Source organism: Stutzerimonas zhaodongensis (assembly GCF_003696365.1).
Lineage (GTDB): Bacteria > Pseudomonadota > Gammaproteobacteria > Pseudomonadales > Pseudomonadaceae > Stutzerimonas > Stutzerimonas zhaodongensis.
Genome location: NZ_RFFM01000002.1, coordinates 410,491 through 432,896 on the forward strand (window position 1 = coordinate 410,491; position 22,406 = coordinate 432,896).

At 56.3% G+C, this 22,406-nt stretch carries 20 protein-coding genes and 1 tRNA gene; 7 read left to right on the top strand and 14 right to left on the bottom strand.

The window, feature by feature from the left end; genetic code table 11:
• Nucleotides 1-1,029 carry an AraC family transcriptional regulator gene (locus EA797_RS10230; RefSeq protein WP_122165098.1) on the top strand — a complete coding sequence of 343 codons (1,029 nt, stop codon included), beginning with the start codon at nucleotides 1-3 and terminating at the stop codon, nucleotides 1,027-1,029.
• Here EA797_RS10230 and EA797_RS10235 read toward each other — a convergent pair.
• The 3 genes from EA797_RS10235 to EA797_RS10245 form a co-directional block, all read right to left on the bottom strand.
• Entirely contained in the window at nucleotides 1,026-2,564 is a 1,539-nt protein-coding gene (locus EA797_RS10235; protein ID WP_122165099.1) for an L-lactate permease, read from the bottom strand. The genes EA797_RS10230 and EA797_RS10235 overlap by 4 nt on opposite strands.
• Complete coding sequence (locus EA797_RS10240) at nucleotides 2,564-3,565, bottom strand: 2-hydroxyacid dehydrogenase (RefSeq protein WP_122165100.1); 1,002 nt, start codon at nucleotides 3,563-3,565, stop codon at nucleotides 2,564-2,566. Before EA797_RS10240 ends, EA797_RS10235 begins: the two co-directional genes overlap by 1 nt.
• 119 nt (nucleotides 3,566-3,684) lie before the next feature.
• On the bottom strand, nucleotides 3,685-4,332 hold the full coding sequence (locus tag EA797_RS10245; RefSeq protein ID WP_122165101.1) for a hypothetical protein: 648 nt from the start codon (nucleotides 4,330-4,332) through the stop codon (nucleotides 3,685-3,687).
• 158 nt (nucleotides 4,333-4,490) lie between these two features.
• On the opposite strand from EA797_RS10245, the gene EA797_RS10250 reads away from it, so the two are divergent.
• The 3 genes from EA797_RS10250 to EA797_RS10260 all read left to right on the top strand — a co-directional run bounded on the left by EA797_RS10250 (nucleotide 4,491) and on the right by EA797_RS10260 (nucleotide 8,212).
• Entirely contained in the window at nucleotides 4,491-4,745 is a 255-nt protein-coding gene (locus EA797_RS10250; protein ID WP_122165102.1) for a hypothetical protein, read from the top strand.
• 498 nt (nucleotides 4,746-5,243) lie between these two features.
• Nucleotides 5,244-7,529: an MHYT domain-containing protein gene (locus EA797_RS10255; RefSeq protein WP_122165103.1), complete on the top strand. Its 2,286-nt coding sequence runs from the start codon at nucleotides 5,244-5,246 to the stop codon at nucleotides 7,527-7,529.
• A 413-nt stretch (nucleotides 7,530-7,942) separates the two neighbouring features.
• Nucleotides 7,943-8,212 (top strand): DUF1652 domain-containing protein, encoded by a 270-nt coding sequence (locus EA797_RS10260; protein WP_122165104.1) that lies wholly within the window; start codon nucleotides 7,943-7,945, stop codon nucleotides 8,210-8,212.
• Nucleotides 8,213-8,604: 392 nt separating this feature from the next.
• Here EA797_RS10260 and EA797_RS10265 read toward each other — a convergent pair whose 3' ends face one another.
• The 7 genes from EA797_RS10265 to dapA all read right to left on the bottom strand — a co-directional run bounded on the left by EA797_RS10265 (nucleotide 8,605) and on the right by dapA (nucleotide 15,306).
• Nucleotides 8,605-9,516: a hypothetical protein gene (locus tag EA797_RS10265; RefSeq protein ID WP_147456814.1), complete on the bottom strand. Its 912-nt coding sequence runs from the start codon at nucleotides 9,514-9,516 to the stop codon at nucleotides 8,605-8,607.
• Between the two features lie 164 nt (nucleotides 9,517-9,680).
• Nucleotides 9,681-10,382, bottom strand: coding sequence for a retron Ec48 family effector membrane protein (locus tag EA797_RS21695; protein WP_147456815.1), 702 nt, complete (start codon nucleotides 10,380-10,382; stop codon nucleotides 9,681-9,683).
• Entirely contained in the window at nucleotides 10,372-11,541 is a 1,170-nt protein-coding gene (locus EA797_RS10270) for a reverse transcriptase family protein (protein ID WP_122165106.1), read from the bottom strand. Before EA797_RS10270 ends, EA797_RS21695 begins: the two co-directional genes overlap by 11 nt.
• A gap of 515 nt (nucleotides 11,542-12,056) precedes the next feature.
• Nucleotides 12,057-12,146: transfer RNA gene (locus tag EA797_RS10275), tRNA-Ser, on the bottom strand.
• A gap of 138 nt (nucleotides 12,147-12,284) precedes the next feature.
• A complete protein-coding gene (locus EA797_RS10280; protein WP_122165107.1) occupies nucleotides 12,285-13,154 on the bottom strand; it encodes a phosphoribosylaminoimidazolesuccinocarboxamide synthase in 870 nt (289 codons plus the stop codon).
• A gap of 132 nt (nucleotides 13,155-13,286) precedes the next feature.
• The gene (bamC, locus tag EA797_RS10285; protein ID WP_122165108.1) at nucleotides 13,287-14,387 is read right to left on the bottom strand and encodes an outer membrane protein assembly factor BamC; all 1,101 of its coding nucleotides are present in this window, start codon (nucleotides 14,385-14,387) and stop codon (nucleotides 13,287-13,289) included.
• A gap of 40 nt (nucleotides 14,388-14,427) precedes the next feature.
• On the bottom strand, nucleotides 14,428-15,306 hold the full coding sequence (gene dapA / locus EA797_RS10290; RefSeq protein ID WP_122165109.1) for a 4-hydroxy-tetrahydrodipicolinate synthase: 879 nt from the start codon (nucleotides 15,304-15,306) through the stop codon (nucleotides 14,428-14,430).
• A gap of 219 nt (nucleotides 15,307-15,525) precedes the next feature.
• Between dapA and EA797_RS10295 the strand changes: the two genes are divergently transcribed.
• Together EA797_RS10295 and EA797_RS10300 are read left to right on the top strand one after the other, a co-directional pair.
• Nucleotides 15,526-16,086 carry a glycine cleavage system transcriptional repressor gene (locus EA797_RS10295; RefSeq protein WP_122165110.1) on the top strand — a complete coding sequence of 187 codons (561 nt, stop codon included), beginning with the start codon at nucleotides 15,526-15,528 and terminating at the stop codon, nucleotides 16,084-16,086.
• A gap of 14 nt (nucleotides 16,087-16,100) precedes the next feature.
• On the top strand, nucleotides 16,101-16,574 hold the full coding sequence (locus EA797_RS10300) for a peroxiredoxin (protein ID WP_122165111.1): 474 nt from the start codon (nucleotides 16,101-16,103) through the stop codon (nucleotides 16,572-16,574).
• Nucleotides 16,575-16,606: 32 nt separating this feature from the next.
• Here the strand turns inward: EA797_RS10300 and EA797_RS10305 are convergent, their stop codons facing one another.
• Nucleotides 16,607-17,686, bottom strand: a complete 1,080-nt coding sequence (locus EA797_RS10305) for an AI-2E family transporter (RefSeq protein WP_122165112.1) — start codon at nucleotides 17,684-17,686, stop codon at nucleotides 16,607-16,609.
• 17 nt (nucleotides 17,687-17,703) lie between these two features.
• Entirely contained in the window at nucleotides 17,704-17,955 is a 252-nt protein-coding gene (locus EA797_RS10310) for a sulfurtransferase TusA family protein (RefSeq protein WP_122165113.1), read from the bottom strand.
• A 105-nt stretch (nucleotides 17,956-18,060) separates the two neighbouring features.
• Between EA797_RS10310 and EA797_RS10315 the strand changes: the two genes are divergently transcribed.
• On the top strand, nucleotides 18,061-19,491 hold the full coding sequence (locus EA797_RS10315) for a M48 family metalloprotease (RefSeq protein ID WP_122165114.1): 1,431 nt from the start codon (nucleotides 18,061-18,063) through the stop codon (nucleotides 19,489-19,491).
• Nucleotides 19,492-19,557: 66 nt separating this feature from the next.
• Here EA797_RS10315 and nadA read toward each other — a convergent pair whose 3' ends face one another.
• Nucleotides 19,558-20,616 (bottom strand): quinolinate synthase NadA, encoded by a 1,059-nt coding sequence (nadA, locus tag EA797_RS10320; protein WP_122165115.1) that lies wholly within the window; start codon nucleotides 20,614-20,616, stop codon nucleotides 19,558-19,560.
• Between the two features lie 241 nt (nucleotides 20,617-20,857).
• On the bottom strand, nucleotides 20,858-22,354 hold the full coding sequence (locus EA797_RS10325; RefSeq protein WP_122165116.1) for an acetyl-CoA hydrolase/transferase family protein: 1,497 nt from the start codon (nucleotides 22,352-22,354) through the stop codon (nucleotides 20,858-20,860).
• Nucleotides 22,355-22,406: the final 52 nt, after the last annotated feature.

Here is a 22,406-nt window from a genome sequence, read left to right on the forward strand (position 1 = left end):
ATGACCATGCCCCTCGGCTACGAATGCGATACCCGCTTCATCGCAGCGCACCATCAGCCAGCCGTGCTGATTGACCTGGCGCTATCGCGCGGAATCGACAGCCACCAGTTGCTTCGGGGCAGCGGTCTGTTCTACGAGGACGTGACCAGCGGCGAGGCGCGTATCAGCCCCGATCAATTCCGGATGTTGATCAGCAACGCACAACGCCTGTTGGCTGCGGATGACAGCAGCTTTCTGTTCGGCCAGCGGTTGCTGCCGGGCCATTATGGCGAAGTCAGTCATGCCCTGACCCACTCAGCTTCACTGCAGCAGGCACTTGAGCAGTTGCGGCAATTCCGCGCCCTGCTCTGCCCATTGCTGACGCCGCGCATGTTGCATGACGAAAAGCAGCTGCACCTGTTCTGGACAGACAGCTGTGGTACCGGGGAGCAGCAACGGTTCATCACCGAAGCCTGCCTGACTGCAGTGTTTGCCCTGACGCGGCGGTTGTCGGGTACGCGCTTGCCCTGGCGTTTTCACCTCGCCTATGCGCAGCCGCGGCATATAGAGCAGTACTGGGTGCATCTGGGCGAAGAACTGGCGTTCGATAGCCAGATGACGATGATGAGCCTGCCCATGGAATACCTGCACCAGCCATGGCCAAACGCTTCGGCGACTGCTGGACGCGTCGCGTTGCAGGCAAGTCAGGCTCAGCTTGAAAAGCTCGGATGGTCAGGCAGCTTCATCGATCAGCTGTACGATCACCTGCACGCCAACATTCGTTCGCCGCTTAACCTGGAGCGCGTCGCCCAGGCCTTCGACATGAGCCCGGCATCGCTTAAACGTAAATTGCACAAACATGGCACCGGCTTTCAGGAGCAGCTCGATCTGGCGCGCAAGCATGTGGCGCTTTACCTCTACCAGATGAAGGGCTACAGCAACGAAGAAGTCGCGAACTATCTGTGCTTCAACGACACCACTAACTTCCGCCGCTCGTTCAAGCGCTGGACCGGGCTCGCGCCCAGCGGCTTGCGCCAGCTGTTCGACTAGACGAACACCCAGAGCGCCAGCATCCCGCCCAGTAAGGCATAAATCAGCGCTGGGCCCAGCGTACGGCGCAGCACCTCGCCCTCTTGACCGACCAGGCTTACGGTAGCGCTGGCGGCGACGATGTTGTGAGGACAAATGATATTGCCGACCGCCGCGCCAAAGCCCTGTGCGCCCAGCAATGGCAGCGCGGGCATGCCGAGGCGTTCAGCCGTGGCTTGCTGGAAATCGCTGAACAGAATGTTGGATGCAGTAGCCGAGCCGGTCACGAAGGTACCCAACACCCCGACAAAGGGCGCGAACAGCGGCCAGGTACTTCCCGTGGCGCTCGCTGCAGCCAATGCCAACGTATCGATCATCTGCGCGTGCACCATCACACGCGATAACGCCAGCATCGCAGCCAGCGCCAAGGTCACTGTCACCATGCGCCTGAGGACCTGCCCGGCCGATGCAGAAACCTCCGCCAAAGCCGCGCGCTGACAGACTGCGCCGATGAGGAAACTCAGCAGCAGCAAGGTGCCGGGGTGATAGAGCACGGCCATGCTGCCGCTGAATGCCTCGAACTGCCACGCCAGGGTAATGCCCTGCAAGGCCTCGCGTATCGGCGTGATCAGCCGTGTCACCAGCACCAGCGCAACCAGCGCAAGATAGGGTGCCGATGCTCGCAGCAGTTGATGCCCGGATGCGCTGAGCTGCCCGGCTTGGGGGCGGTTTTCACGACGCCGCAAGCCTACGAGAACCGCGACGAAGATCAGCGCACCGAGCAAGGCGCCGCCAAGCGTGGGCAGTTCTGGTCCGATGAATACCGCGATCAGGTAGAAGGGAAGCAGGAATGCCACCGCGGCGAATAGTGGCCACAGCCACTGCGTCAGGGAGATCTGTCGACTGCCGGCAAATGCGCGCGAGACCAGCCACATGACCACCAAGGGCATCAACCAACCCAGCAGCACATGGTAGTTGGCAGTGGCCGCTGCCAGTTCGCCGCCGCTGAACGGCGTGACCGCCAACTGCGGCAGGATCGGCGTGCCCACCGCGCCAAAGGATACGCCAACCGCATGACCGATCAAGGCAATGCTCACCGCCTCCACCCGGCCAAATCCGGCACTCACCAGAAATGGCGCGGCCAGGGCCACAGACGTACCAAAACCTGCGGCGCCCTCGATGAACAGCACGAAAAACCAGGCCACCAGCAGGGCAACGATTCGCGGATCGTCAGACAGTCGCCCCATTGCCTCGCGCAACACGTCGATCGCACCCGTGCGGGACTGCAACTCATGGATGCACAGCGCCGGAAAGATGATCCAGAGGATGGTCAGCGCCAGGAACAGCGCTTCACCCAACGCCCCTGCAGTGGCAACCCCCACGCCCAGCTCCAGGAGTACCCGCGTGCCGTACCCGAATGCGAACCAGGCGATGCCAAGGGCGAGTAACAGGCCGACGCTACCCGAGCGCGCGGCCGACCATCGAAAGCCGACCATCAATACAAGAATTGCAATGATCGGAACTGCCGCAAGCCCGGCGAGCAGCAGACTCGACATCAGGCGATCTTGTCCGCAGCGACCCGATGCAAGGTGCCGCTGCCACTCTCGAAAGCGGTGATGTTGGCGATGGTGGTATCGGCGATGTTGGTCAGCGCCTCGGCGGTGAAAAACGCCTGATGCCCGGTGATCAGTACGTTATGAAAGGTGGTCAGGCGCATGAACTGATCATCGCTGATGACGCGCTGGGACAGGTCCTGGAAGAACAGGTGTTCCTCTTCCTCATATACGTCCAGCCCAAGGCGTCCGATCTTCCCGCTTTTGAGCCCTTCGATCACCGCCTTGGTATCGATCACCCGGCCGCGGCCGGTGTTGATGAGCATCACCCCGTCCTTCATCTGTGCAACTGCGCTGGAGTCAATCAGGTGATCGGTTTCCGGTGTCAGTGGGCAATGCAGGGAGACGATGTCCGCCTCGCCCATCAGGCGGTCCAGCGCAACGTACTCGACGAAGGCCTTGGCGTCCGGACTGGGGAATGGGTCGTAAGCCAGTATCTTGCAACCGAAGCCATGCATGATGTCTGCGAAGATCAAACCGATCTTGCCGGTGCCGATCACACCAACCGTCTTGCCATAAAGATCGAAGCCAAGGAGGCCATCAAGCGAGAAGTTACCTTCGCGCACACGGTTGTAGGCACGAAAGGTCATCCGATTGAGGCTCAACACCAGCGCCACTGCATGCTCTGCCACCGCATGTGGGGAGTACGCCGGTACGCGCGCTACGGTCATACCTAGCCTTTCGGTCTCAGGCAGGTCGACGTTATTGAAGCCCGCCGAGCGCAGGGCTATCAGCCTGGTGCCTTTGGCATGAAGCAGCTGCAGGACCTCGGCGTCGAGCTTGTCGTTGACGAAGGCGCACACGCCCGCAAACCCTGCAGCCAGCGGTGCCGTTTCGGCTGTCAGCCGGGCATCCAGATACACGAGCTCATGGCCGTGGCCTTCGTTGGCTTTGTCGAGAAAGGTCCGGTCGTACGGCTTGGTACTGAATACGGCGATTCGCATGAGCATTCCTCCTGAGTGGCATCTGCGCAGCCCGGCACGGTTGGCCGGCGGCTTATGCATACAAGTTTCGACAAAGGCTAGCAGAGACGGCGGCCCGCCCTGCCCGCTAATTCCCGATGCTAGGGCGTCTCCTTGAGCCATCCAAGCACTGTGCGACGATCGCGACGAGACAGCAGCTGCTCAGTGAATGGGCTCTCGGGTATCAATACGCAATCCGGCTCGCCACGGTCAGCCAATTGAAACCGACGCAGCACGCCTATGGGATGACGTTCAGGCCCGTAAAACGCTACAGCGCGCACCTCAAGGGTGTGGAACTTCCAGTCCCCAACAGGCTTGTAACCGTCCAGCTCGATTCCGTGACGTTCCGCGACGCCTTGCAGCATGCCTTTGAAAGTACCGACATGGATGAAGTCACCGCTGCGTATCGGCCCTTGGTGTGTCGCTTGATAAATGGCCAGGTCGGGCGATGCTGCTGTCTCGTCGTCGATGCTCTGGCGTATATCGGTGACATCGAGTTCCAAAGGCCCCTTGGACGATTCGATGCGCACCACCAACTGGTTGATGAACATGGGTTCAGCGCTCATGTTCGAAATCAGGCAGAGCGAACTCAGCCCATGCCCCGCCCCTCGATTAATGATGAGGCTCGGTTTGCGCTGACGCTGGAAGTTGAGCAACAGAAGTTGGGCATAGAACACCCAAACCAGCAGGGTGCTGGCGGATATCACCAGCGATATCAGCTGGTGATTGTCTTTTAGCCAATCGATCATTTTAGTCCTCGGAGTCGCTTGCTTGCCTAAGACAGCACAACAGCAGCGACGTGCCAGCCCGGTTTCTTTCAGGCCCGGCGATCGCAGGCACCCGAACAATCGCCTATGGGGCAGGTCCCAAACAGAGAGCATCCGCTTATTGCATCGAGGGCTAATAGATGAACATTTCGACTATGACAGCCACGCTTCTGGCTGCGCTGCTGGCGGGCACGGCAGTTCATGCGGCGCCATCGGAGAGCGGACAAGATTCCCGCCAAAGCCGGCAGCAACAGAACGACGACGCATCGGCTCATGGGTATCAGAACCCAACGGGCGAGGACCCGGATCCGCGCATGACCAACCACCCCAACAGCGAACCGGAAGTCACTGAAGAAGACGAAGCCGGCGAGGACGAAGGGGACAGCATGGATTGATGGCTTAGCAGCCAAGGAGATCGGTTGTGTTGTCAAACGCGACCGTGCTGCTGAGGGTTGCAGCTGTCAGGCGACGGTCAGGGTTTGGCGCTTACGGCCTCAGGCATGGAACTGGCCGCTGTAGGTTCGGGAACTAACGGGGCGGATTGACGTTGCTCACTGATTGAGTGCTTTGGCAACACGCTGAATGCCTTCCACATCAAGTAGAAGCTAAGGGCAATAGAACTTGCCATGAGCGTTAGCAGTATCACCGTTCCCATGTTTTTTCTCTCGCGAATTATAGCGACGCGAATGATGTCACAGTGATATCGAGCTGCACATTGGTTGCAGCAAGAAATATCGGTGTTTGAATGGTTGAGCACGGCTCGAACCCCGTCCATTCACCGATAGCAAGATCGAAAACCGGGTATCTAGAGGATTGCTGCCGCTTGTCTATATCTACGTCGGGCTTCGATAGGCATGCAAAACTCCAATCATCAACATCGGTAGTGAACGCCCATGCATACGACTTACAACCTCGCATTGGTCGCCCTTTCCATACTGATTGCAGTCGCTGGCTCCTTTACCGCCCTTGATCTCGCTGGGCGATCGCGCGTCGCGCACGGCTGGCCCCGTCATGTATGGCTGGCCGCCGCAGCCGCCTGCATGGGGCTGAGCATCTGGTCCATGCACTTCATCGGCATGCTTGCCTTAGGCATGCCCGGAATGGACATCCAGTACGATCTTGGTTTGACGGCACTGTCGTTCTTCGTGCCGATACTGGTAACCGCCATCAGCTTCTTCGCAGTAGGAGCCCGCTCTAACCTCATCACGCTAGGCGTCGGCGGCCTTTTCATGGGGCTAGGTATCGGCGCCATGCACTACATCGGTATGGAGGCCATGACCCTGCACGCCGAGCTGAGCTACGACCGAGCATGGGTTGCGCTGTCATTCGGGATTGCCATTGGCGCATCCACCGTTGCGCTATGGTTATCAGACAAGGGAGCGAGACCCTTGCTGCAAGGCGTATCGGCAGTAGCGATGGGATTTGCCATAGCCGGTATGCACTACGCCGCCATGGCTGGCGCTCGATTTGCGCCACTCGACGCGGACATGCCGATGTCCGGCCAAGGGCTGGACCTGATGACGCTTGCCTCCGCGGTATCGGGCGCCACATTCATCGTGTTGTACTTCGGTTTGGCAGCCTCGATGCACGACAGGCGCAAAGCGATGATAAGCGAGCGGGAGGCCTCGTCCTTGCGGCTGAGCGAAGAGCGCTTCCGGGAGCTTTACAGCAAGACTCCCCTACCCCTCCACTCCCTCGACTCGGATGGGCGGCTGGCCTCGGTGAGCGATACATGGCTGGCGCTCGTCGGCTACCGCCGCGAGGACGTGTTAGGGCGGCACCTAGTCAGCTTCATGACGGAAGCCTCGGCTCGGCAGATGCTCGAGCATGACTGGCCGCTACTACTGGAAACCGGTGAATGCCTCAATGCCGAGTACCGTCTGGTCGCCAGGGCGGGCATTTTCGTCGACGTGCTGGCTTCGACGCGAATCGAGGAAGTGTCCGGTGGGTCGCTCATTCTGGGCGGGCTGGTGAACATAAGCGAGCGGCGTCAGGCAGAAGCCGCACTGCGTCAGGCGCAAAAGATGGAGGCGGTCGGCAAGCTGACCGGAGGCATCGCCCATGACTTCAACAACCTGCTTGCGGTAGTAGCTGGGAATCTGGAGCTGCTGCGCAAGCGGGTGCCCCGTGCAGAGGGCCGGATAGAGCACTTGATCGAGAATGCGCTGCTGGCCACTCGGCGAGGTGAAGGCCTGGTCCAACGTCTACTGACATTCGCACGCAAGCAGGAGCTGCGGCCTAGCTCGGTCTCGCTTCCGGACTTGGTGATGGACATGCGCGAACTGCTGCAGCGATCGGTCGACGCCAACATTACTGTCGATATGCGCTTCCCGCTCAACCTGCCGCCGGCGTATGTGGATGCCAATCAACTCGAAATGGTGCTGATCAACCTGGTCGTCAATGCACGGGATGCGATGCCCAATGGCGGTGCGATCTGTATCGAAGGCCAGTGTCGGTCAGCGACGCTAGAGGGCAAAGACTGCAACCGGGAATATGTCGTCCTTGTGGTATGCGACAACGGTTGCGGAATGACCCCTGAAATACTGGCACGCGCAACCGAACCATTTTTCACCACCAAAGGCCCTGGCAAAGGCACGGGCCTTGGCCTGTCGATGGCGCACGGATTGGCTGAGCAGTCTGGCGGCCGTCTACAGGTCCATAGCACGCCTGAAAAGGGTACGACCATCGAGTTATGGCTTCCGCTTTCAACCATGAGCGCGGAAAAGCATGACGTCGAAAACTCAGAAAATAGCGGCAATCACGCTCATGCACTTGCCGTGCCTCCTCGTGCATCCCTCACGGTCCTTGTGGTGGACGATGATGCGCTGGTGCTCGAAAACACCTCCGCCCTGCTTGAGGATCTCGGCTACAGCGTTACTGCTGTCGACAGTGCATTGGCCGCACTGAGCCTGCTGCGAGGTCGCAGCCATTTCGACATCCTCGTTACAGACCACATGATGCCCGGAATGACTGGCGCACAGCTGGCGGACACCCTCCAGACGGAACGCCCCGGGCTGCCTGTCCTTCTCGTGAGCGGTTACGCCGACCTCACAGAAGGCAACCGTCGACGCCATACATTAGCGAAACCCTTCACCCAGGCCTCACTGGTTCAGGCAATGAATCAGGTGATGAATCGGCCAAACCCTGGCGTCGTGGTGGAGCTATATCCCTCTCGTTGAGCCTGTAGCACGTGCGCTAAATGTCCGCGCAACGGACAATCAGATAGCACATTGCCACTCGTCGGCCGTAAGTGAATGCTTACAAGATTAGCAGGCACTTTGCCATTACGGGCTTTCTCATCAGACCCAATAATGGGCATGCACATGACGCATAGGGATGCGCAAGCAACCGGGACCGTTTGCAGGATTGCGGAAATGGAATCCGCAAAAAGGAACAATGGATTAACGTGTGTAAGCCTCGCTTCGGCGAGGCTGCCCTTTATCTTCCCCACGACAGCGCTCAAACGACACTCGTCTGCACCTCGCTGACACCGCCGCTTGGAGTGGCGTAAGCGTATCAGCCGCTTGGCACCTTTCTCGACCCTGGCCGGACCGCTCCTACGTCCGACACCTTCTGCTTGCTCAGGATTACCATGCCTATCACCTTCAAGATGGCCAGCGCTATTGTCGAAACCGCGTTCACGCCGCTCTCTTGTCGCTGCTCGCATGATCTATCAAGCGCCAGGATCCGCATCTACGACGCCGCCACCGGAGAGCCGCGCCTTCTCGTCGCAGGCATTCAGATGAGTGGCTTTGGCACTGCGAAAGCTGTCAGCAAGCTCATTGGCGAACTCCGCCATGAGCTAACCGTGGTCAGCCTCTACACGTCACTGCACCAGCCGTCGCGCCTGAACTCCGATTAGCACCTTCTAAAAGCGCCAAAGCGACGGTTGCCAGCTCGCTCAGAGAATATGAACCACAGGCAGTAGAGCAACCAATAAGGGGGCCACCGGACCTAAAACAAAAAGCCCCGCAACACACTAAGTGTGGCGGGGCTTTCTGTTGTTCAGATTAGTGGCGGAGAGATAGGGAAATTATATTTTTACCCTCCAAACCCAGCAAACACGCGGTCTACGGGGCCTCAAGCCGGTTTTGCTACAAATTTTTGCTACAAATAGCATCAAAGCGATACTACTGGCATCAACAGGGATCAGAAGCAAGGTGGAAGTCAGGTAAACACGAATTTTGCACTGTATTCATGGCCTAAGATGTATTCTAACAGGCTGATTCTCTTAAAAACGTCCGAAAATCTGCGCTATCGCAACGCTACCTCGCCCTCAAAGTGCTTGAGGCCTGCACCAGCCTCGATAAGCAGCACGCCAAAAGCATATATACCCACCAAAAAACCGGCAAATAAGTTTAGTAGCCAGTATCCAAAAACAGGCTGAAAAAACAGTGAACCAATGTAGAACGCTACTGCAGGGGCTATAAAGCATAGAAGCAACGAGACACGAACCAAAAAACTCCAAACCGCCCACAATACTGGCGCGTGAGACTTCAACCAATTCCTTTTTTTGAGCGTCGGATAATAACCAACTGGAAAAACATTTATTACGTGGGGGTGCACGCTAAGAATATCAGCGTGCGTCCTAAAAGCTAGTATCTCCCGGTATCGGGTGTGATATAGGCTCCCTAGCCACAACAGCATCACTGGAGCCAGAGCGACCTGAAGGGCCTGTACAAAATTTGACATTGCAATTTGAATTTTTGTGCCGCCTAGACCAATGGAAGCAACATCCGGCATTTCAATACCATACATCTTTACGGGCTGCTTCCTTAGTTCATCTGCTAATCGCTTCAACTCCCTTACTGTAATATTCGGGTCTCTCTCAAAAAATCGGTCTTCATCGCTTATTGCTTGCCAGCATCTAAAATTTAGGCCGATGATTAATTCAGTCCGAAGGCGTGACCAATAAATCACCTCATCCCCAGATTTTATAGCCACTTCCTTGTCAGTCCTACCACTACTTTTAATTTCAGCCCAAACCTTTGAGAATTCTTCAATATCGTCATTTACGATCTTAGCAGCGGCATCGTAGCAGTTCGCCTTCACCCTATCCGAATAGGTGTTGTAGCCGACAGTGAAAATAAATACGGCAAACGCAGCGAGCGTTATTGGCGCTGCCCAAAAAAGCAATCTCTCATATCTGACACCTGGAGTACTCAAATGCCCGTCCTCACAAGACAGCACACGCAACGTTATCGTTTACATAGCAAAACGCGCTACTACCTGCGGCATGCCGTTCTGTTTATTGCGTAGCAGCAAATCTTCAAAGTTAAACCGATTCTTGCCCACCCAACGCATCCAACTCCGCCTAAGCAAAGTCAAACTCATGACTTGAACGCCGATCTATATAGCCGATCAATACCGGACAGCTGAGCATCGGCACAGCCAATGTTAGTATTCAAATTATCTAGAAACTTCAACGCCATTGTTTCGTGATTATAGGAATGAGCAGGTCGCTCTTCCTCAAACTCTATACTAAATACTTTCAACAAAGAATAAATAGATCGAGCGTGCTCGTCCCTGGAAAACCCTTCAGCACTTCCATAACCTGCACTTCTTGTTTTGATAAATTGACGCAGGTTATTGATTCGCAGCAAATAGTCTCTAGACGGATCGAAGCAACCATCAATCGACCTTGGAAATATCAAATCATAAAGTTCTTTAGCTTGGCTGGTAGTAAGCATGACGCCTGACATTTCAGAGGCAGAACGCACATGCTCCAAGACACCTATCATATGTACTTTTCTTTCCGCCGAAATTCGCGCTCTCACACTATCAATATAAGTCTGAAGCGCAAAATACACACCAATTACCGTGGCAAGTGATGCGCCAATTTCCAGAGTATATTTTGCAAAGCTCATTGAACCTTCAAAAACCTGAACAGCAAATCTGATACATTCTTCCGAGAAACAAAACGAATAGCCACGGATCATCGCGGTACGCACCGCAGAGAAGGTTGCCAAACTCAGGCCGGCGGTTAGAATAAACGCAACAAAAAGGAAAGGCGCTTTAAAATTAAATATCATTTTTGTATGTCGGCTTTAACCCTTTCAAGACCGCCCTCATTCGAACAGCTTCAGCACGATATGAGCGAGTCCGCTGAATTAGGTTCAACCTATTCTGGAGAAGGCAATAACGACGATAGTATCTAAAACTATGAACACCTTTAGCCGCATCAGCAACGACGCCATTATAAAGGCCTATGCATCTGTCATAGTCTTTATTCGAAGGCAGTGGTAATAATTTCTGAAGCCGCTTCCTATAACGATCATACTTCGAATGGCTTAATCTCTTGAGCTTATTGACTCGCCCAGAAGTGCTTTCGAAGAGCTTCCTGTACGCGATACTTGTTCGACAATTAGGTTCTGCCGCCCACTGCTCCACTTGATGTACTGCAACCCTAATATTCCGAGATTCTTCCTGCGTCATCTGAGGCTTAGGAAAGTTTATTCTCAGGCCGTGTATCTTGATATTACTGTTACCTTGATAATGCAGTCCTGTTTTAGCTTCATTTACTGAAAATCCTTTTTCGGTAATAAGGCGCCGTACCCTCTCTTCGTCTTTTGTGAAGTCGTATCCGTAGCTATCACAAGAAATGGTAATATCATCGATTAGCCGAGTATAGCGTAGACCCTGCCGATGCAGCTGCCGGACTAAAGAAGGCTCCTCCCTAAAAAAACACAAGTTAGCAAGATGGCTTGATGTAGGAGCCCCTTGTGGAACCCACCCTTCATGAGTGCATAGATTCGCTAATACGTCCGCAACCGGGAAAGGAAAACTGAAGAAATCTGAATAAATGTCTTCAACAACATTCGCACTAATGTTATCGAAGAATTTAGTTATGTCAATTTTCAAAACACTTTTTGACAGACAGTGGACTTGCGCGCACGAAATATAGTCACGGGGGAAACCAACATCCCGCAATGAACCATATAGATACCGAGGATATCGAACAAGATCAACCAAGATCCTGTTCTTTATTTTTCGCTGAATTTTTCTAATCAGCGGGTGAGGACGATACACCAAACGATTACCGTTGCCGGGACGATGGGGCGTGTATCGTTGATCGCTTGGTAAAGCTAGAGCCTCATCAATCAGCTCTTCAGATACATCAAGAGCGTAAGCAAGGTTAGCAATATTAGATATTGACTGGTTGGTAGTCTTGCTAAAAGAAAATTCGTCCATGATGACCCTAGATTAGGGTATCGACCTGACATCCCCGAACGGAGCAGCAGAGCGAAGCTGTTTACACCAAAACACCCAAAGAAAGCCGCCTTCACTCTGCAAGTCAGGCCGATCACTGGGGGTCTATTGTCGGTCCAAGGCTGAGGCCTGGCCGCCATCCCACGTGGCGCTGCATGCAACACCGCTAGCCTAACAACAGCTAGCAAAATCTCGGGTTTTTTCGTCTTGACTGTCACAGTTGGGCGGTACGCCCATGCGGTCTTGATCATATTACGCCTACTCATCGAGCGCAACGGCAACAGCGCGGTGCGGCTTTCAAAGAAGCGTCAGCGAGCCAACCTACCATCTCGGTATCGTACAGCAGCAGCAATTAGGCTCGCCGGAGAGCAGACGCAAACCACAGACGAAAAAAAACCTCAACTTGAAGCAACTGAGCAAGAATCTGCTACAAAGCGTTGCTACAAATTGAGGTTCACAAATCGCTGTAAGTGCTTGATTTACAACGATTTTTATGGTGGCGGAGAGATAGGGATTTGAACCCTAGGTACCCGCGAGGGTACAACGGATTTCGAATCCGTCCCGTTCGGCCACTCCGGCATCTCTCCAGCGGCGCGCATCATAGCAGTTCACGAACGATTGTCGAACCCCACCGAGCTGCTTTTTTCCCGCTTATCAGGGCTTTGCGTGCCGCTGTGTGCGCACGATATTACAGCCTCGATAAATCAAGTTGGTAGAACTCGCGATCAGGCGGTAAGTCGGGTCAGTGCCTCGCGGTACTTGTCGGCAGTCTTCTGAGCCACGTCAGTGGGTACAGGGGGGGCTGGTGGCTCCTTGTTCCAGCCGGTGGACTCCAGCCAGTCACGTACGAACTGCTTGTCAAAGCTCGGCGGATTGCTCCCTTCACGATAACTGTCTGCAGGCCAGAATCGGCTGGAATCGGGAGTCAGCACCTCGTCCATCAACGTAAGGGTGCCATTCTCGTCGAGGCCGAACTCGAACTTGGTATCGGCAATGATGATGCCGCGGGTCTCGGCATATTTGACTGCAGCGGTATAGAGCGCAATGGAGGTATCACGGACCTGAGCGGCCAGCGTTTCGCCGATGATGGCTTTGCATTGTTCGAACGAGATGTTCTCGTCGTGATCACCCACAGCGGCCTTGGTCGATGGTGTGAAAATTGGCTGCGGCAACTTGGCTGCTTCTTTCAAACCAGCCGGGAGTTCAATACCGCAAACGGTTCCGCTTTTCTGATATTCCTTCCAGCCTGAACCGACGATGTAGCCACGCACAATGGCCTCGACAGCAACCGGCTTCAAGCGCTTCGCCACCACTGCGCGCCCTTCCACCAACGGCAATTCCTCGGCTGAGACGACATCCTCTACCCTGTCACCAGTGAAGTGGTTGGGAACCAGCTCGGCTAACTTGTCGAACCAGAAGTTGGATATCGCGGTCAGGATCTTGCCTTTCTCCGGTATCGGCTCGGCGAGAATCACGTCAAAAGCGGATAGCCGGTCGGTTGCGACCATCAGCATGCGCTTGTCGTCGATCTCGTAGAGGTCGCGAACCTTGCCTGAGTAGATTTTCTTGAGGCTGAGTGAAGGAGTAATGGTCATGGTGACTCTCGCGGCTACCAAGTCATCGCCTGGCTGCGTGATCCGCAGCCTTGGCAATAGGTCTGTCATCAAACGAAACAGGCGAAACCAGAGGTTTCGCCTGCATTGACTGGAACGGATCGATTAGCGCGATCAGTCCAGACTTTCCTTGAGCATGTTCAACACACGACGCGCCACATCTGCCGGGGCAACCGTATCCAGATCCTTGTCGAGCGAGACCTGTACGTTGCCGCTGACATCGGTAAGGCGCAGCTGATACCGCTCGGCCCGTGCATCCAGTTTTTCGCGATCCGGCGCACCGCCGAACAGCCGAGAAAAGAAACCAGGTTTGTCGTCAGGGTTGGCCGCACCTTCAGCCAGGTTGATGTAATAAACACCCAGGCTCCGGTCCAGATCTTCCACAAGAATGTCGCTGGCCTGCAGTGCACGGCCTACGCTCGACCAGGCCCGGTTGAAGTCCGTGTCGAGCTGGAGAACTGGGCTGCCAGTACCTGCCTCGCTGAGCGTAACTCGGCTTGGAGCGTCATATTCACGCTCTGCGAGCAATGAGGCCGAACCGCCCTGCTCGGTGCTACGGTTGAGCCCTGCATGCAACTCATCAAGCAGCACGCGATCGAGTTCGGCATTGATCGGCGCGTCGGGCCAGGCCACGTCAGCACCGCTGCCGGCAGGACGTTGAACACTGACCAGATAGATCTCACTGGTATCTCGCTGCACGCCGGGCTCGATCCGGACCCGCACACGGGTTTCACCATCGCCAAGACCGAGGTTGCGCACCAGCGCCGGCGCCAGCTGATCGCGAGTCTGCCAGGCTGTTACGAACTCACCGGTCTGCGGCCGCTCTTCATCAATCTGAAAGCCATTGTCGGTAAAGAACTGCCGAGCCGCAGCCCAGACCTGCGAAGGGGCACGCATCGCCACCAGCCAGCGAGCACTATCAGAGGTTTGCAGAGAGAATTCGCCAGCTTCCTCCGCGATCAACAGGCGCTGAGGGCGCGGTACTTCGTACTCACCAGTAGAGCGTGAATCGGCCACTTGCTGAGGTATGGGAAGCAGCGGCTCGATAGGACGCAAAGCAGCGCCAGCCGGGACCTGCATCGGCGGCACTTGTTGAGCCTGCAGGTAGTCACTGCCACGGTCGCGGAAATATCCGTCGTCGCCCCACAACCAACCACAACCGCTGGTTCCAGAGATGATCAAGGCTAGGGTCGATAGGCCGGCCAATCGCTTCATGCATGTTCCTTCATTGTTAAATCAGTACACCGGAGACTATTCAGGCCAGTACACCGGACTGACGCATAGCATTGCGAAGCGGCTCCTGACAGCGCTGACTGAGCCACGTCAGAGGCAGGCGAATGCCGTCCGGCATCAGGCCCATCTCGTGCAGCGCCCACTTGACCGGAATCGGATTCGCTTCGAGGAACAAGGTCTGGTGCAACGGCATAAGCAGAGCGTTGATCGCCCGGGCTTTCTCCGCGTCACCTGCAATCGCAGCAGCACAGAGCTCACTCATTGCACGCGGCGCGACATTGGCGGTAACCGATATATTGCCCTTGCCGCCCATCAGCATCAGCTCGACCGCTGTGGCGTCATCGCCGGAATAGACGAGGAAATCCTTGCTGACACGATCAAGCACTTCCTGACCGCGCTTCAGATCGCCTGTCGCCTCCTTGATACCGATGATGTTCGCCACCTTGGATAGGCGCTCGACGGTTTCAGGCAGCATGTCGCAGGCAGTACGGCCGGGCACGTTGTAGAGGATCTGAGGAATTGCAACGGCTTCGGCAATGTGGCGGAAGTGCAGGTACATGCCTTCCTGGGTCGGCTTGTTGTAGTACGGCGTCACCAGCAAGCAAGCATCGGCGCCAGCAGCCTTGGCGTTTTCGGTCAGTTCGACGGCTTCGCGAGTGGAATTGGCGCCGGTTCCGGCAATCACCGGGATACGGCCATTGACTTGATCCACTACACGCCGGATCACTTCGATGTGCTCCGGAACCTCAAGCGTGGAAGCCTCACCTGTGGTGCCGACTGCAACGATCGCATTGGTGCCTTCCTGTAAATGGAAGTCGACAAGCTTGCTCAGGCTATCCCAATCAAGACCACCTTGCGCGTCCATGGGAGTGACCAACGCCACCATACTGCCCGCAATCATGCAACCCACTCCTGCCGGAAAAAGAGAGGCGTAATGGTACAAGGCTCCCGAGCGCTTTGCGAGTACGCTGGACGCATCCTACTGTCGGATGGATCAGACGCCAGCAACGCCCTTCGTCTCACTACGGCTGGCCCGTCATTCCCTCGCGCAACGCTTTTCGCTACCCTTAGCTGTTTTCGGCTTGGCTGGCCGACCGATTCACTACCGCCAGGAACATGAATGTCCACCCCCCCAGTACCCCGAGAACAGTTTCTCGTCATCAGCGCAATGGGTCGCAACCCAATGGCGCTTACCAGCGTGCTTTGCAGGACCAGCAATGAGAACCGCTGCGCCGTCGTCAGCACGCGCTTGACCCGGCATGGCGAATGCTGTGCATTGGTTCTGGAGATCACCGGCACATGGGACGCCCTTGCTCGCATGGAAACGGCACTTCCGGCGCTGGCCAAGAAGCATGAGTTCACCACCAACGTAGTGCGCAGTGAAGCATTGGAAACCCGCCCTCAGGCGCTGCCCTACGTTGCGTATGTAAGCTCGGTTTACCGCCCAGACATCCTCAATGAGCTATGCCAGTTCTTCATCGACCATCGCGTTGAGCTCGAGAGCCTGACTTGCGACACCTACCAGGCCCCTCAGACCGGCGGCACCATGCTCAATGCGACCTTGACCGTGACGCTTCCAGCCGGCACGCAGATCAGCTGGTTGCGCGATCAATTTCTGGACTTTGCCGACGCACTCAATCTCGATGCACTGATCGAGCCCTGGCGCCCGCAGAACCCCTGACAAGGAGGCCGACTATGGCAGTTCAAATCGACCAACACGTCCCGCCTTTTCACGCTCACGCCACCAGCGAATCCCAGGTCAGCCTTGAAACGCTCAAGGGCAAGCAAGCTGTCTTCTATTTCTACCCCAAGGACAATACGCCGGGCTGTACCACTGAGGGCCAGGGGTTCCGTGACCTTCACGAGGCATTCGGCGAGGCCAATACCCTGGTTTTCGGTATATCCAGGGACAGCCTGAAGACGCATGAGAACTTCAAAGCCAAGCAGGGCTTTCCCTTCGAGCTCATTTCCGACAAGGATGAGCAGCTCTGCCAGCTTTTCGATGTAATCAAGTTGAAGAAGCTATACGGCAAGGAATATCTGGGTGTAGATCGCAGCACCTTCCTGATCGACAGCGAAGGAGTGCTTCGTCACGAGTGGCGAAGCGTCAAGGTCCCGGGGCACGTCGAGGCTGTCCTGCAAGCTGCTCAGGCACTTCATCGTAAATGAGAGAAGGCCGGTTCATACCGGCCTTCTTCGCTCTACACGACGCTTTCAACCACAGGAACTGTAGCGGCTCTGCGCGGCCATGCATACAGAACAGCCTTGAACAGCGTTGCCAATGGGATAGCGAAAAACACTCCCCAGAACCCCCAAAGCCCACCGAACAGCAATACCGAACAGATGATCGCCACCGGGTGCAGGTTAACCGCCTCGGAGAACAGCAACGGCACCAGTACATTGCCGTCCAGCGCCTGGATGATGGCGTATGCAACCATCAGGTAGATGAACTGATCGCCCAGCCCCCACTGAAACAAGCCAATCAGGGCTATCGGGATGGTTACGACAGTAGCGCCGATGTAGGGCACCACGACAGAGATGCCTACAAGAAGCGCCATCAACGCCGCGTAGTTCAATTCCAGCGCCGCGAAGACCGCATACGACACCACGCCACATATCAGGATCTCGATGGCCTTGCCACGGATGTAGTTGGCGATCTGCATGTTCATTTCCTGCGACACCTGGGTAATCAACGCGCGCTCGCGCGGCAGGTATCCGCTCAACCAGTCACTGATCTGCTGACGGTCCTTGAGGAAGAAGAACACAAGAATCGGTACGAGGATCAGGTAGATCATCAGGCTTAGAAGCAGTGGCAGGCTGGAAAGCGAAGAAGTCAGCACCAGTTGACCGTAGCGGCCAACCTCACCGCGCATGAAGTCGATGCCCCGCAGCACCTGCTCCTCCGTTAGCAGCTGCGGATATCGCTCCGGCAGCAGCAACAGCAGTGACTGCCATTCGACCAACATCCGCGGCAACTCATTGAACAGTGTCAAAACCTGCTGCCAAAGCAAAGGCACCAAAAACAGAAGGCATATCGTTAACACCCCTACGAACATAAGGAACACCAGCCACACCGCCACAAGATGCGGAATTCGCGCGCGCTCCAGCGCCCCGACCAGCCCCTGCATCAGGAACGCCAGTACCAGGCCTGCAAGAACAGGGGCAAGCATGTGACCCAGGGTGAGTACCGTAGCAAATGCGACCACCAGCAAAACGGCCAGCACCACCGCTTCCTCGTCGGAAAAATAGCGATGGACCCAGCCACGTAACACGTTAAGCATGTATTTCCTTAGCGGCCTCAGGCCTTTCGCAACCAGTATTGATAGACGCCATTATCGACCTCTTCGCGCAGCAAGGTGTGCCCGGCCAGTCTGGCGAAGCTGCGAAAGTCACGCTGCGACCCCGGGTCAGTGGCGGTGACCTTCAAAGTCTGCCCGCTTCCCAGGCGATTGAGTTCCAGTTTCGCCTTGAGTAGAGGCATTGGACACTGCAGCCCCGCGGCGTCCAGCTCGGCATCACAGCCCGCGTCGGACACGCTCTGTTGAGTCATGGTCATCTCCTCGAAAGATTTGCAGGATACCGACCTGCCCCCGCCTCTGGCCAGTAACCAGGCACAAGGCTACAGTACCCCTCCCGTCCTCATGAGCCAGTCTGGATGAAACTGCTGCGCCCTACTCTGCTGACGCTCGCATGCCTGATCGGCCAGCCGGCGATGGCCAATGATCTTCCCTCCCTAGGCGACTCCAGCTCAGGCATCGTTTCGCCGGAGCAGGAACACCAGCTGGGTCGCGCCTGGCTGAGCTTGCTTCGCGGGCAGGTTCCGCAACTTTCGGATCCGTTGCTCAAAGACTATCTTGAGCGCAGCGTGTATCGGCTGGCCGAAACCAGCCAGCTACAGGATCGTCGCCTGGAGTTCGTTCTGCTCGAGAGCCCACAGCTGAACGCTTTTGCGGCGCCAGGCGGCATCATTGGTGTCAATGGTGGGTTGTTTCTGCATGCGCAGACCGAGGCAGAATATGCTTCGGTACTGGCGCATGAACTGGCGCACTTGTCCCAGCGCCACTTTGCGCGTGGCCTAGAGGCTCAAAAGCGTATGCAATTGCCGCTGATGGCTGCAATGCTCGCCGGGGTGGTCGCTGCGGCCGCTGGCGCAGGTGATGCGGGTATCGCTGCCATCGTCTCTACCCAGGCGGCCGCAATTCAGGCGCAGCGACGCTTTTCACGACAGAATGAGCAAGAGGCGGATCGAATCGGCATCGTCAATCTGGAGCGAGCCGGCTATGACCCTCGCGCCATGCCGCAGATGTTCAGCCGACTGATGCGACAGTACCGCTACGACCAGAAACCACCCGAGTTTCTCCTGACCCACCCGGTTACCGAATCGCGTATCGCCGATACCAATAACCGTGCCGAGCAATTCCCCGAAGGCGGCGTCAAGGATAGTCTGCGCTATCAGCTGATGAGGGCGCGCGTTGACCTCAAGTTCGAGAGCACACCAGGGCTTAGCGCCAAGCGCTTCCGTGCGATGCTTGCCGAAGACCAGCAACTGGACGCAGCACGCTACGGGCTGGCGCTCGCACAGATAAAGAGCGGACAGCTCTCGGAGGCAGGTAAAGAACTGGATCCATTGCTAGCGAAAGAGCCAGAAAACGTTATCTATAACCTGGCCCAGGTCGAATTGGACATCACCGCCAACCGGCTCGCCGCAGCCCGCGAGCGGACTCAACGACTGCTTCAGCTCTATCCTGGAAGCTATCCGGTGAGGCAGACCCACATTGATCTGCTGATAAAAGAGAATAAGCTGCAGGAAGCCGAAAGTGAGCTCGACAAGTTGGTCGCGGCCCGCTCGAAAGATCCGGACATCTGGTATCAGGTATCAGAGATTCGTGGGCTCACCGGAAACATCATCGGCCTGCACCAAGGTCGGGCGGAGTATTTCGCGCTGGTTGGCAATTATGATCAGGCGATTGAACAACTGGATTTCGCCAAGCGCCGCTCGAACAACTTTCAGGCAGCCGCTCGGATCGACGCCAGACAGAAGGCCTTGATGGACGAGAAGCGGATGGTCGAGGAAATGTTGCGCTAAAGGCCATTGGCTAAGCTAACTGGACAAGAAATTGCGCCAACGCAGCAGCCCTGCGTGGCGCAACGATCAGGCGTTACCTGCCTGCCTGATCCGGGCCGCCTGGGTAAAGCCCAGCATACGTTTGAGCGGCTTGACTGCCCGAGGCACCAGCGCCGGATCCACGAAGATCTCATTACTGCCCGCTCGCAAGCATTCCAATGTGCGCTCCAGAGTGTTCATCGCCATCCACGGGCAATGGGCACAACTGCGACAAGCGGCGCCGCTACCCGCCGTTGGCGCCTCGATAAACTCTTTGTCGGGACACAGCTGCTGCATCTTGTAAAAGATGCCGCGATCGGTGGCAACGATGAACCTTGAATTTGGCAGAGTCTGAGCCGCTTTGATCAGCTGACTGGTCGAGCCCACAGCGTCGGCGAGCTCGATGACAGCCTCAGGCGATTCCGGATGGACCAACACTGCAGCCTCGGGGTAAAGCGCTCTCATATCCTCCAACTGCTTGGCCTTGAACTCTTCATGAACAATGCAGGCGCCATCCCACAACAGCATGTCAGCGCCCGTTTCGCGCTGCACGTAGCTGCCCAAATGCTTGTCAGGCGCCCAGATGATCTTCTCGCCATTGTCCATCAGGCTTTCGACGATCTCGAGTGCGCAGCTGGACGTGACGACCCAGTCTGCCCGCGCTTTTACCGCCGCGGAGGTATTGGCATACACAACGACGGTACGCTCAGGGTGCTGATCGCAGAACGCGGAGAACTCTTCCACCGGGCAACCTAGGTCCAGTGAACAGGTGGCATCCAGTGTAGGCATGAGCACGCGCTTCTCGGGGTTGAGGATCTTCGCCGTTTCCCCCATGAACTTAACACCAGCGACCACGACAGTCTGCGCCGAGTGCTCATTACCGAAGCGCGCCATTTCCAGCGAATCAGATACGCATCCGCCGGTTTCTTCGGCCAATGCCTGTATCACCGGATCGGTGTAGTAATGGGCCACCAGGACCGCATTCTGCTTCTTCAGCTCAGCGGCAATCTCGCTGCGCAAGCGCAGCTCATCTGCAGGCGTAAGCGGGTGAGGCTGCTTGGCCGCCAGATGAGCCTGGACAAGGATGCGTTCGGGTATTTGCGTCATGTTCGCGACTTCCTGCAAGCACGGCGGAGCACGGATCGCCGGGGTATAGCCATTGAGGCGAGATTTGAGGACGTGTCAAGCAGGAGGTGACACGAAAAGACGAGCATCTCACCCCTGCTGTTTCCAAGGGGGCGGAATACTAGCTGATGCTTTCAGAGAAATGAAAGCGGAGAAAGTGATGACTCAAGACGAGCTGGAAGCGAGAAGCCCGCCAACTCATGTTGACGGGCTTCTGAGCGTGCTACTTGCCCTTGAGCATGTGTCCACGCTCTTCAAGGTTAGTATGCCAATCCATCGCTTCATGCAGCAGATGCGGCGTCTGACCACCCTTCTTGCAAGCAGCATCGAAGTAGGCGTTCAGCGCATCGCGATAGGATGGATGCACACAGTTGTCGATAATCACTCGCGCCCGCTCGCGCGGCGCCAAGCCACGAAGATCGGCAAGGCCCTGCTCGGTCACGAGAATACTGACATCGTGCTCGGTGTGATCGACATGGGCAACCATCGGAACGACGCTGGAGATGTTGCCGCCTTTGGCAATCGACTTGGTGACGAAGATGGCCATATGGGCATTACGGGCGAAGTCGCCTGAACCGCCAATGCCATTCATCATCTTGGTACCGCCCACATGCGTCGAGTTGACGTTGCCGTAGATGTCGAACTCGAGCGCAGTGTTGATACCGATGATGCCGATACGGCGCACCAACTCAGGATGGTTGGAAATTTCCTGCGGGCGAAGGATCAGCTTGTCCTTGTATTTCTCTAGGTTACCGAACACGCGACTATTGCAACGCTCGGACAGAGTGATGGAACAACCAGAGGCGAACACCATCTTGCCTGCATCGATCAGGTCGAAAGTGGAATCCTGCAGAACTTCTGAATACATCACCAGGTTTTCGAACGGGGAATCGATCAGGCCGCACATGACAGCGTTGGCAATATTGCCAATACCAGCCTGCAGCGGGCCGAGGCTGTTGCTCAAACGTCCTGCATCGACTTCTTTCTTGAAGAAATGGATCAGATGGTTGGCGATTGCCTGAGTCTCATCATCCGGGGGAGTTACGGTGGAGTAAGAGTCAGGCTGGTCAGTAATGACAATCGCAGCAATCTTGGCGGGGTCGATTGGGATGGCGCCCGTTCCGATACGGTCATCGACTTTCAGCAGTGGGATCGGCTGACGATTCGGACGCTCACCCGGGATATAGATGTCGTGCAAGCCTTCCAGATTAGGGTTGTGCGCCATGTTCAGCTCGATGATCACCTTGTCGGCGAACAAGGCCAGATTGGCTGAGTTGCCCACGGACGTAGTCGGGACGATATGCCCCTGCTCAGTGATGGCGACCGCTTCGATGATCGCGAGATCAGGCTTTTTGATCTGGTGATTACGCATCTGCTCAACAGTGTGCGAGAGGTGCTGGTCGATGAACATGACCTCACCTCCGTTGATCGCTTTACGCAGCGCAGCATCAGCCTGGAACGGCATGCGACGGGACAGCAGACCCGCTTCGGCCATCAAACCGTCCAGGTCGTTGCCAAGGCTGGCACCGGTGATCAGGCTGATCTTCAGCGGCTTGTCCTTGGCGCGCTTGATCAGCGCCATGGGAACGGCCTTGGCTTCGCCCGCGCGGGTGAAACCACTCATGCCGACGGTCATGCCATCGAGAACGTGGGTAGCTGCCTCGTCGGCGCTCATGACCTTGCTATGCAGGGAGGACAGGCGGATGCGATCAGAATACATTTGAGCCTCGAACCACTGTGAAATCGGAAAACCGGAGTCTAGTACGTTTGAA

Coding starts and splice junctions, on each gene's coding strand:
- EA797_RS10230 (WP_122165098.1), top strand. CDS start 1: ATGACCATGCCCCTCGGCTACGAATGCGATACCCGCTTCATCGCAGCG.
- EA797_RS10235 (WP_122165099.1), bottom strand. CDS start 2,564: ATGTCGAGTCTGCTGCTCGCCGGGCTTGCGGCAGTTCCGATCATTGCA.
- EA797_RS10240 (WP_122165100.1), bottom strand. CDS start 3,565: ATGCGAATCGCCGTATTCAGTACCAAGCCGTACGACCGGACCTTTCTC.
- EA797_RS10245 (WP_122165101.1), bottom strand. CDS start 4,332: ATGATCGATTGGCTAAAAGACAATCACCAGCTGATATCGCTGGTGATA.
- EA797_RS10250 (WP_122165102.1), top strand. CDS start 4,491: ATGAACATTTCGACTATGACAGCCACGCTTCTGGCTGCGCTGCTGGCG.
- EA797_RS10255 (WP_122165103.1), top strand. CDS start 5,244: ATGCATACGACTTACAACCTCGCATTGGTCGCCCTTTCCATACTGATT.
- EA797_RS10260 (WP_122165104.1), top strand. CDS start 7,943: ATGCCTATCACCTTCAAGATGGCCAGCGCTATTGTCGAAACCGCGTTC.
- EA797_RS21695 (WP_147456815.1), bottom strand. CDS start 10,382: ATGATATTTAATTTTAAAGCGCCTTTCCTTTTTGTTGCGTTTATTCTA.
- EA797_RS10270 (WP_122165106.1), bottom strand. CDS start 11,541: ATGGACGAATTTTCTTTTAGCAAGACTACCAACCAGTCAATATCTAAT.
- EA797_RS10280 (WP_122165107.1), bottom strand. CDS start 13,154: ATGACCATTACTCCTTCACTCAGCCTCAAGAAAATCTACTCAGGCAAG.
- bamC (WP_122165108.1), bottom strand. CDS start 14,387: ATGAAGCGATTGGCCGGCCTATCGACCCTAGCCTTGATCATCTCTGGA.
- dapA (WP_122165109.1), bottom strand. CDS start 15,306: ATGATTGCGGGCAGTATGGTGGCGTTGGTCACTCCCATGGACGCGCAA.
- EA797_RS10295 (WP_122165110.1), top strand. CDS start 15,526: ATGTCCACCCCCCCAGTACCCCGAGAACAGTTTCTCGTCATCAGCGCA.
- EA797_RS10300 (WP_122165111.1), top strand. CDS start 16,101: ATGGCAGTTCAAATCGACCAACACGTCCCGCCTTTTCACGCTCACGCC.
- EA797_RS10305 (WP_122165112.1), bottom strand. CDS start 17,686: ATGCTTAACGTGTTACGTGGCTGGGTCCATCGCTATTTTTCCGACGAG.
- EA797_RS10310 (WP_122165113.1), bottom strand. CDS start 17,955: ATGACTCAACAGAGCGTGTCCGACGCGGGCTGTGATGCCGAGCTGGAC.
- EA797_RS10315 (WP_122165114.1), top strand. CDS start 18,061: ATGAAACTGCTGCGCCCTACTCTGCTGACGCTCGCATGCCTGATCGGC.
- nadA (WP_122165115.1), bottom strand. CDS start 20,616: ATGACGCAAATACCCGAACGCATCCTTGTCCAGGCTCATCTGGCGGCC.
- EA797_RS10325 (WP_122165116.1), bottom strand. CDS start 22,354: ATGTATTCTGATCGCATCCGCCTGTCCTCCCTGCATAGCAAGGTCATG.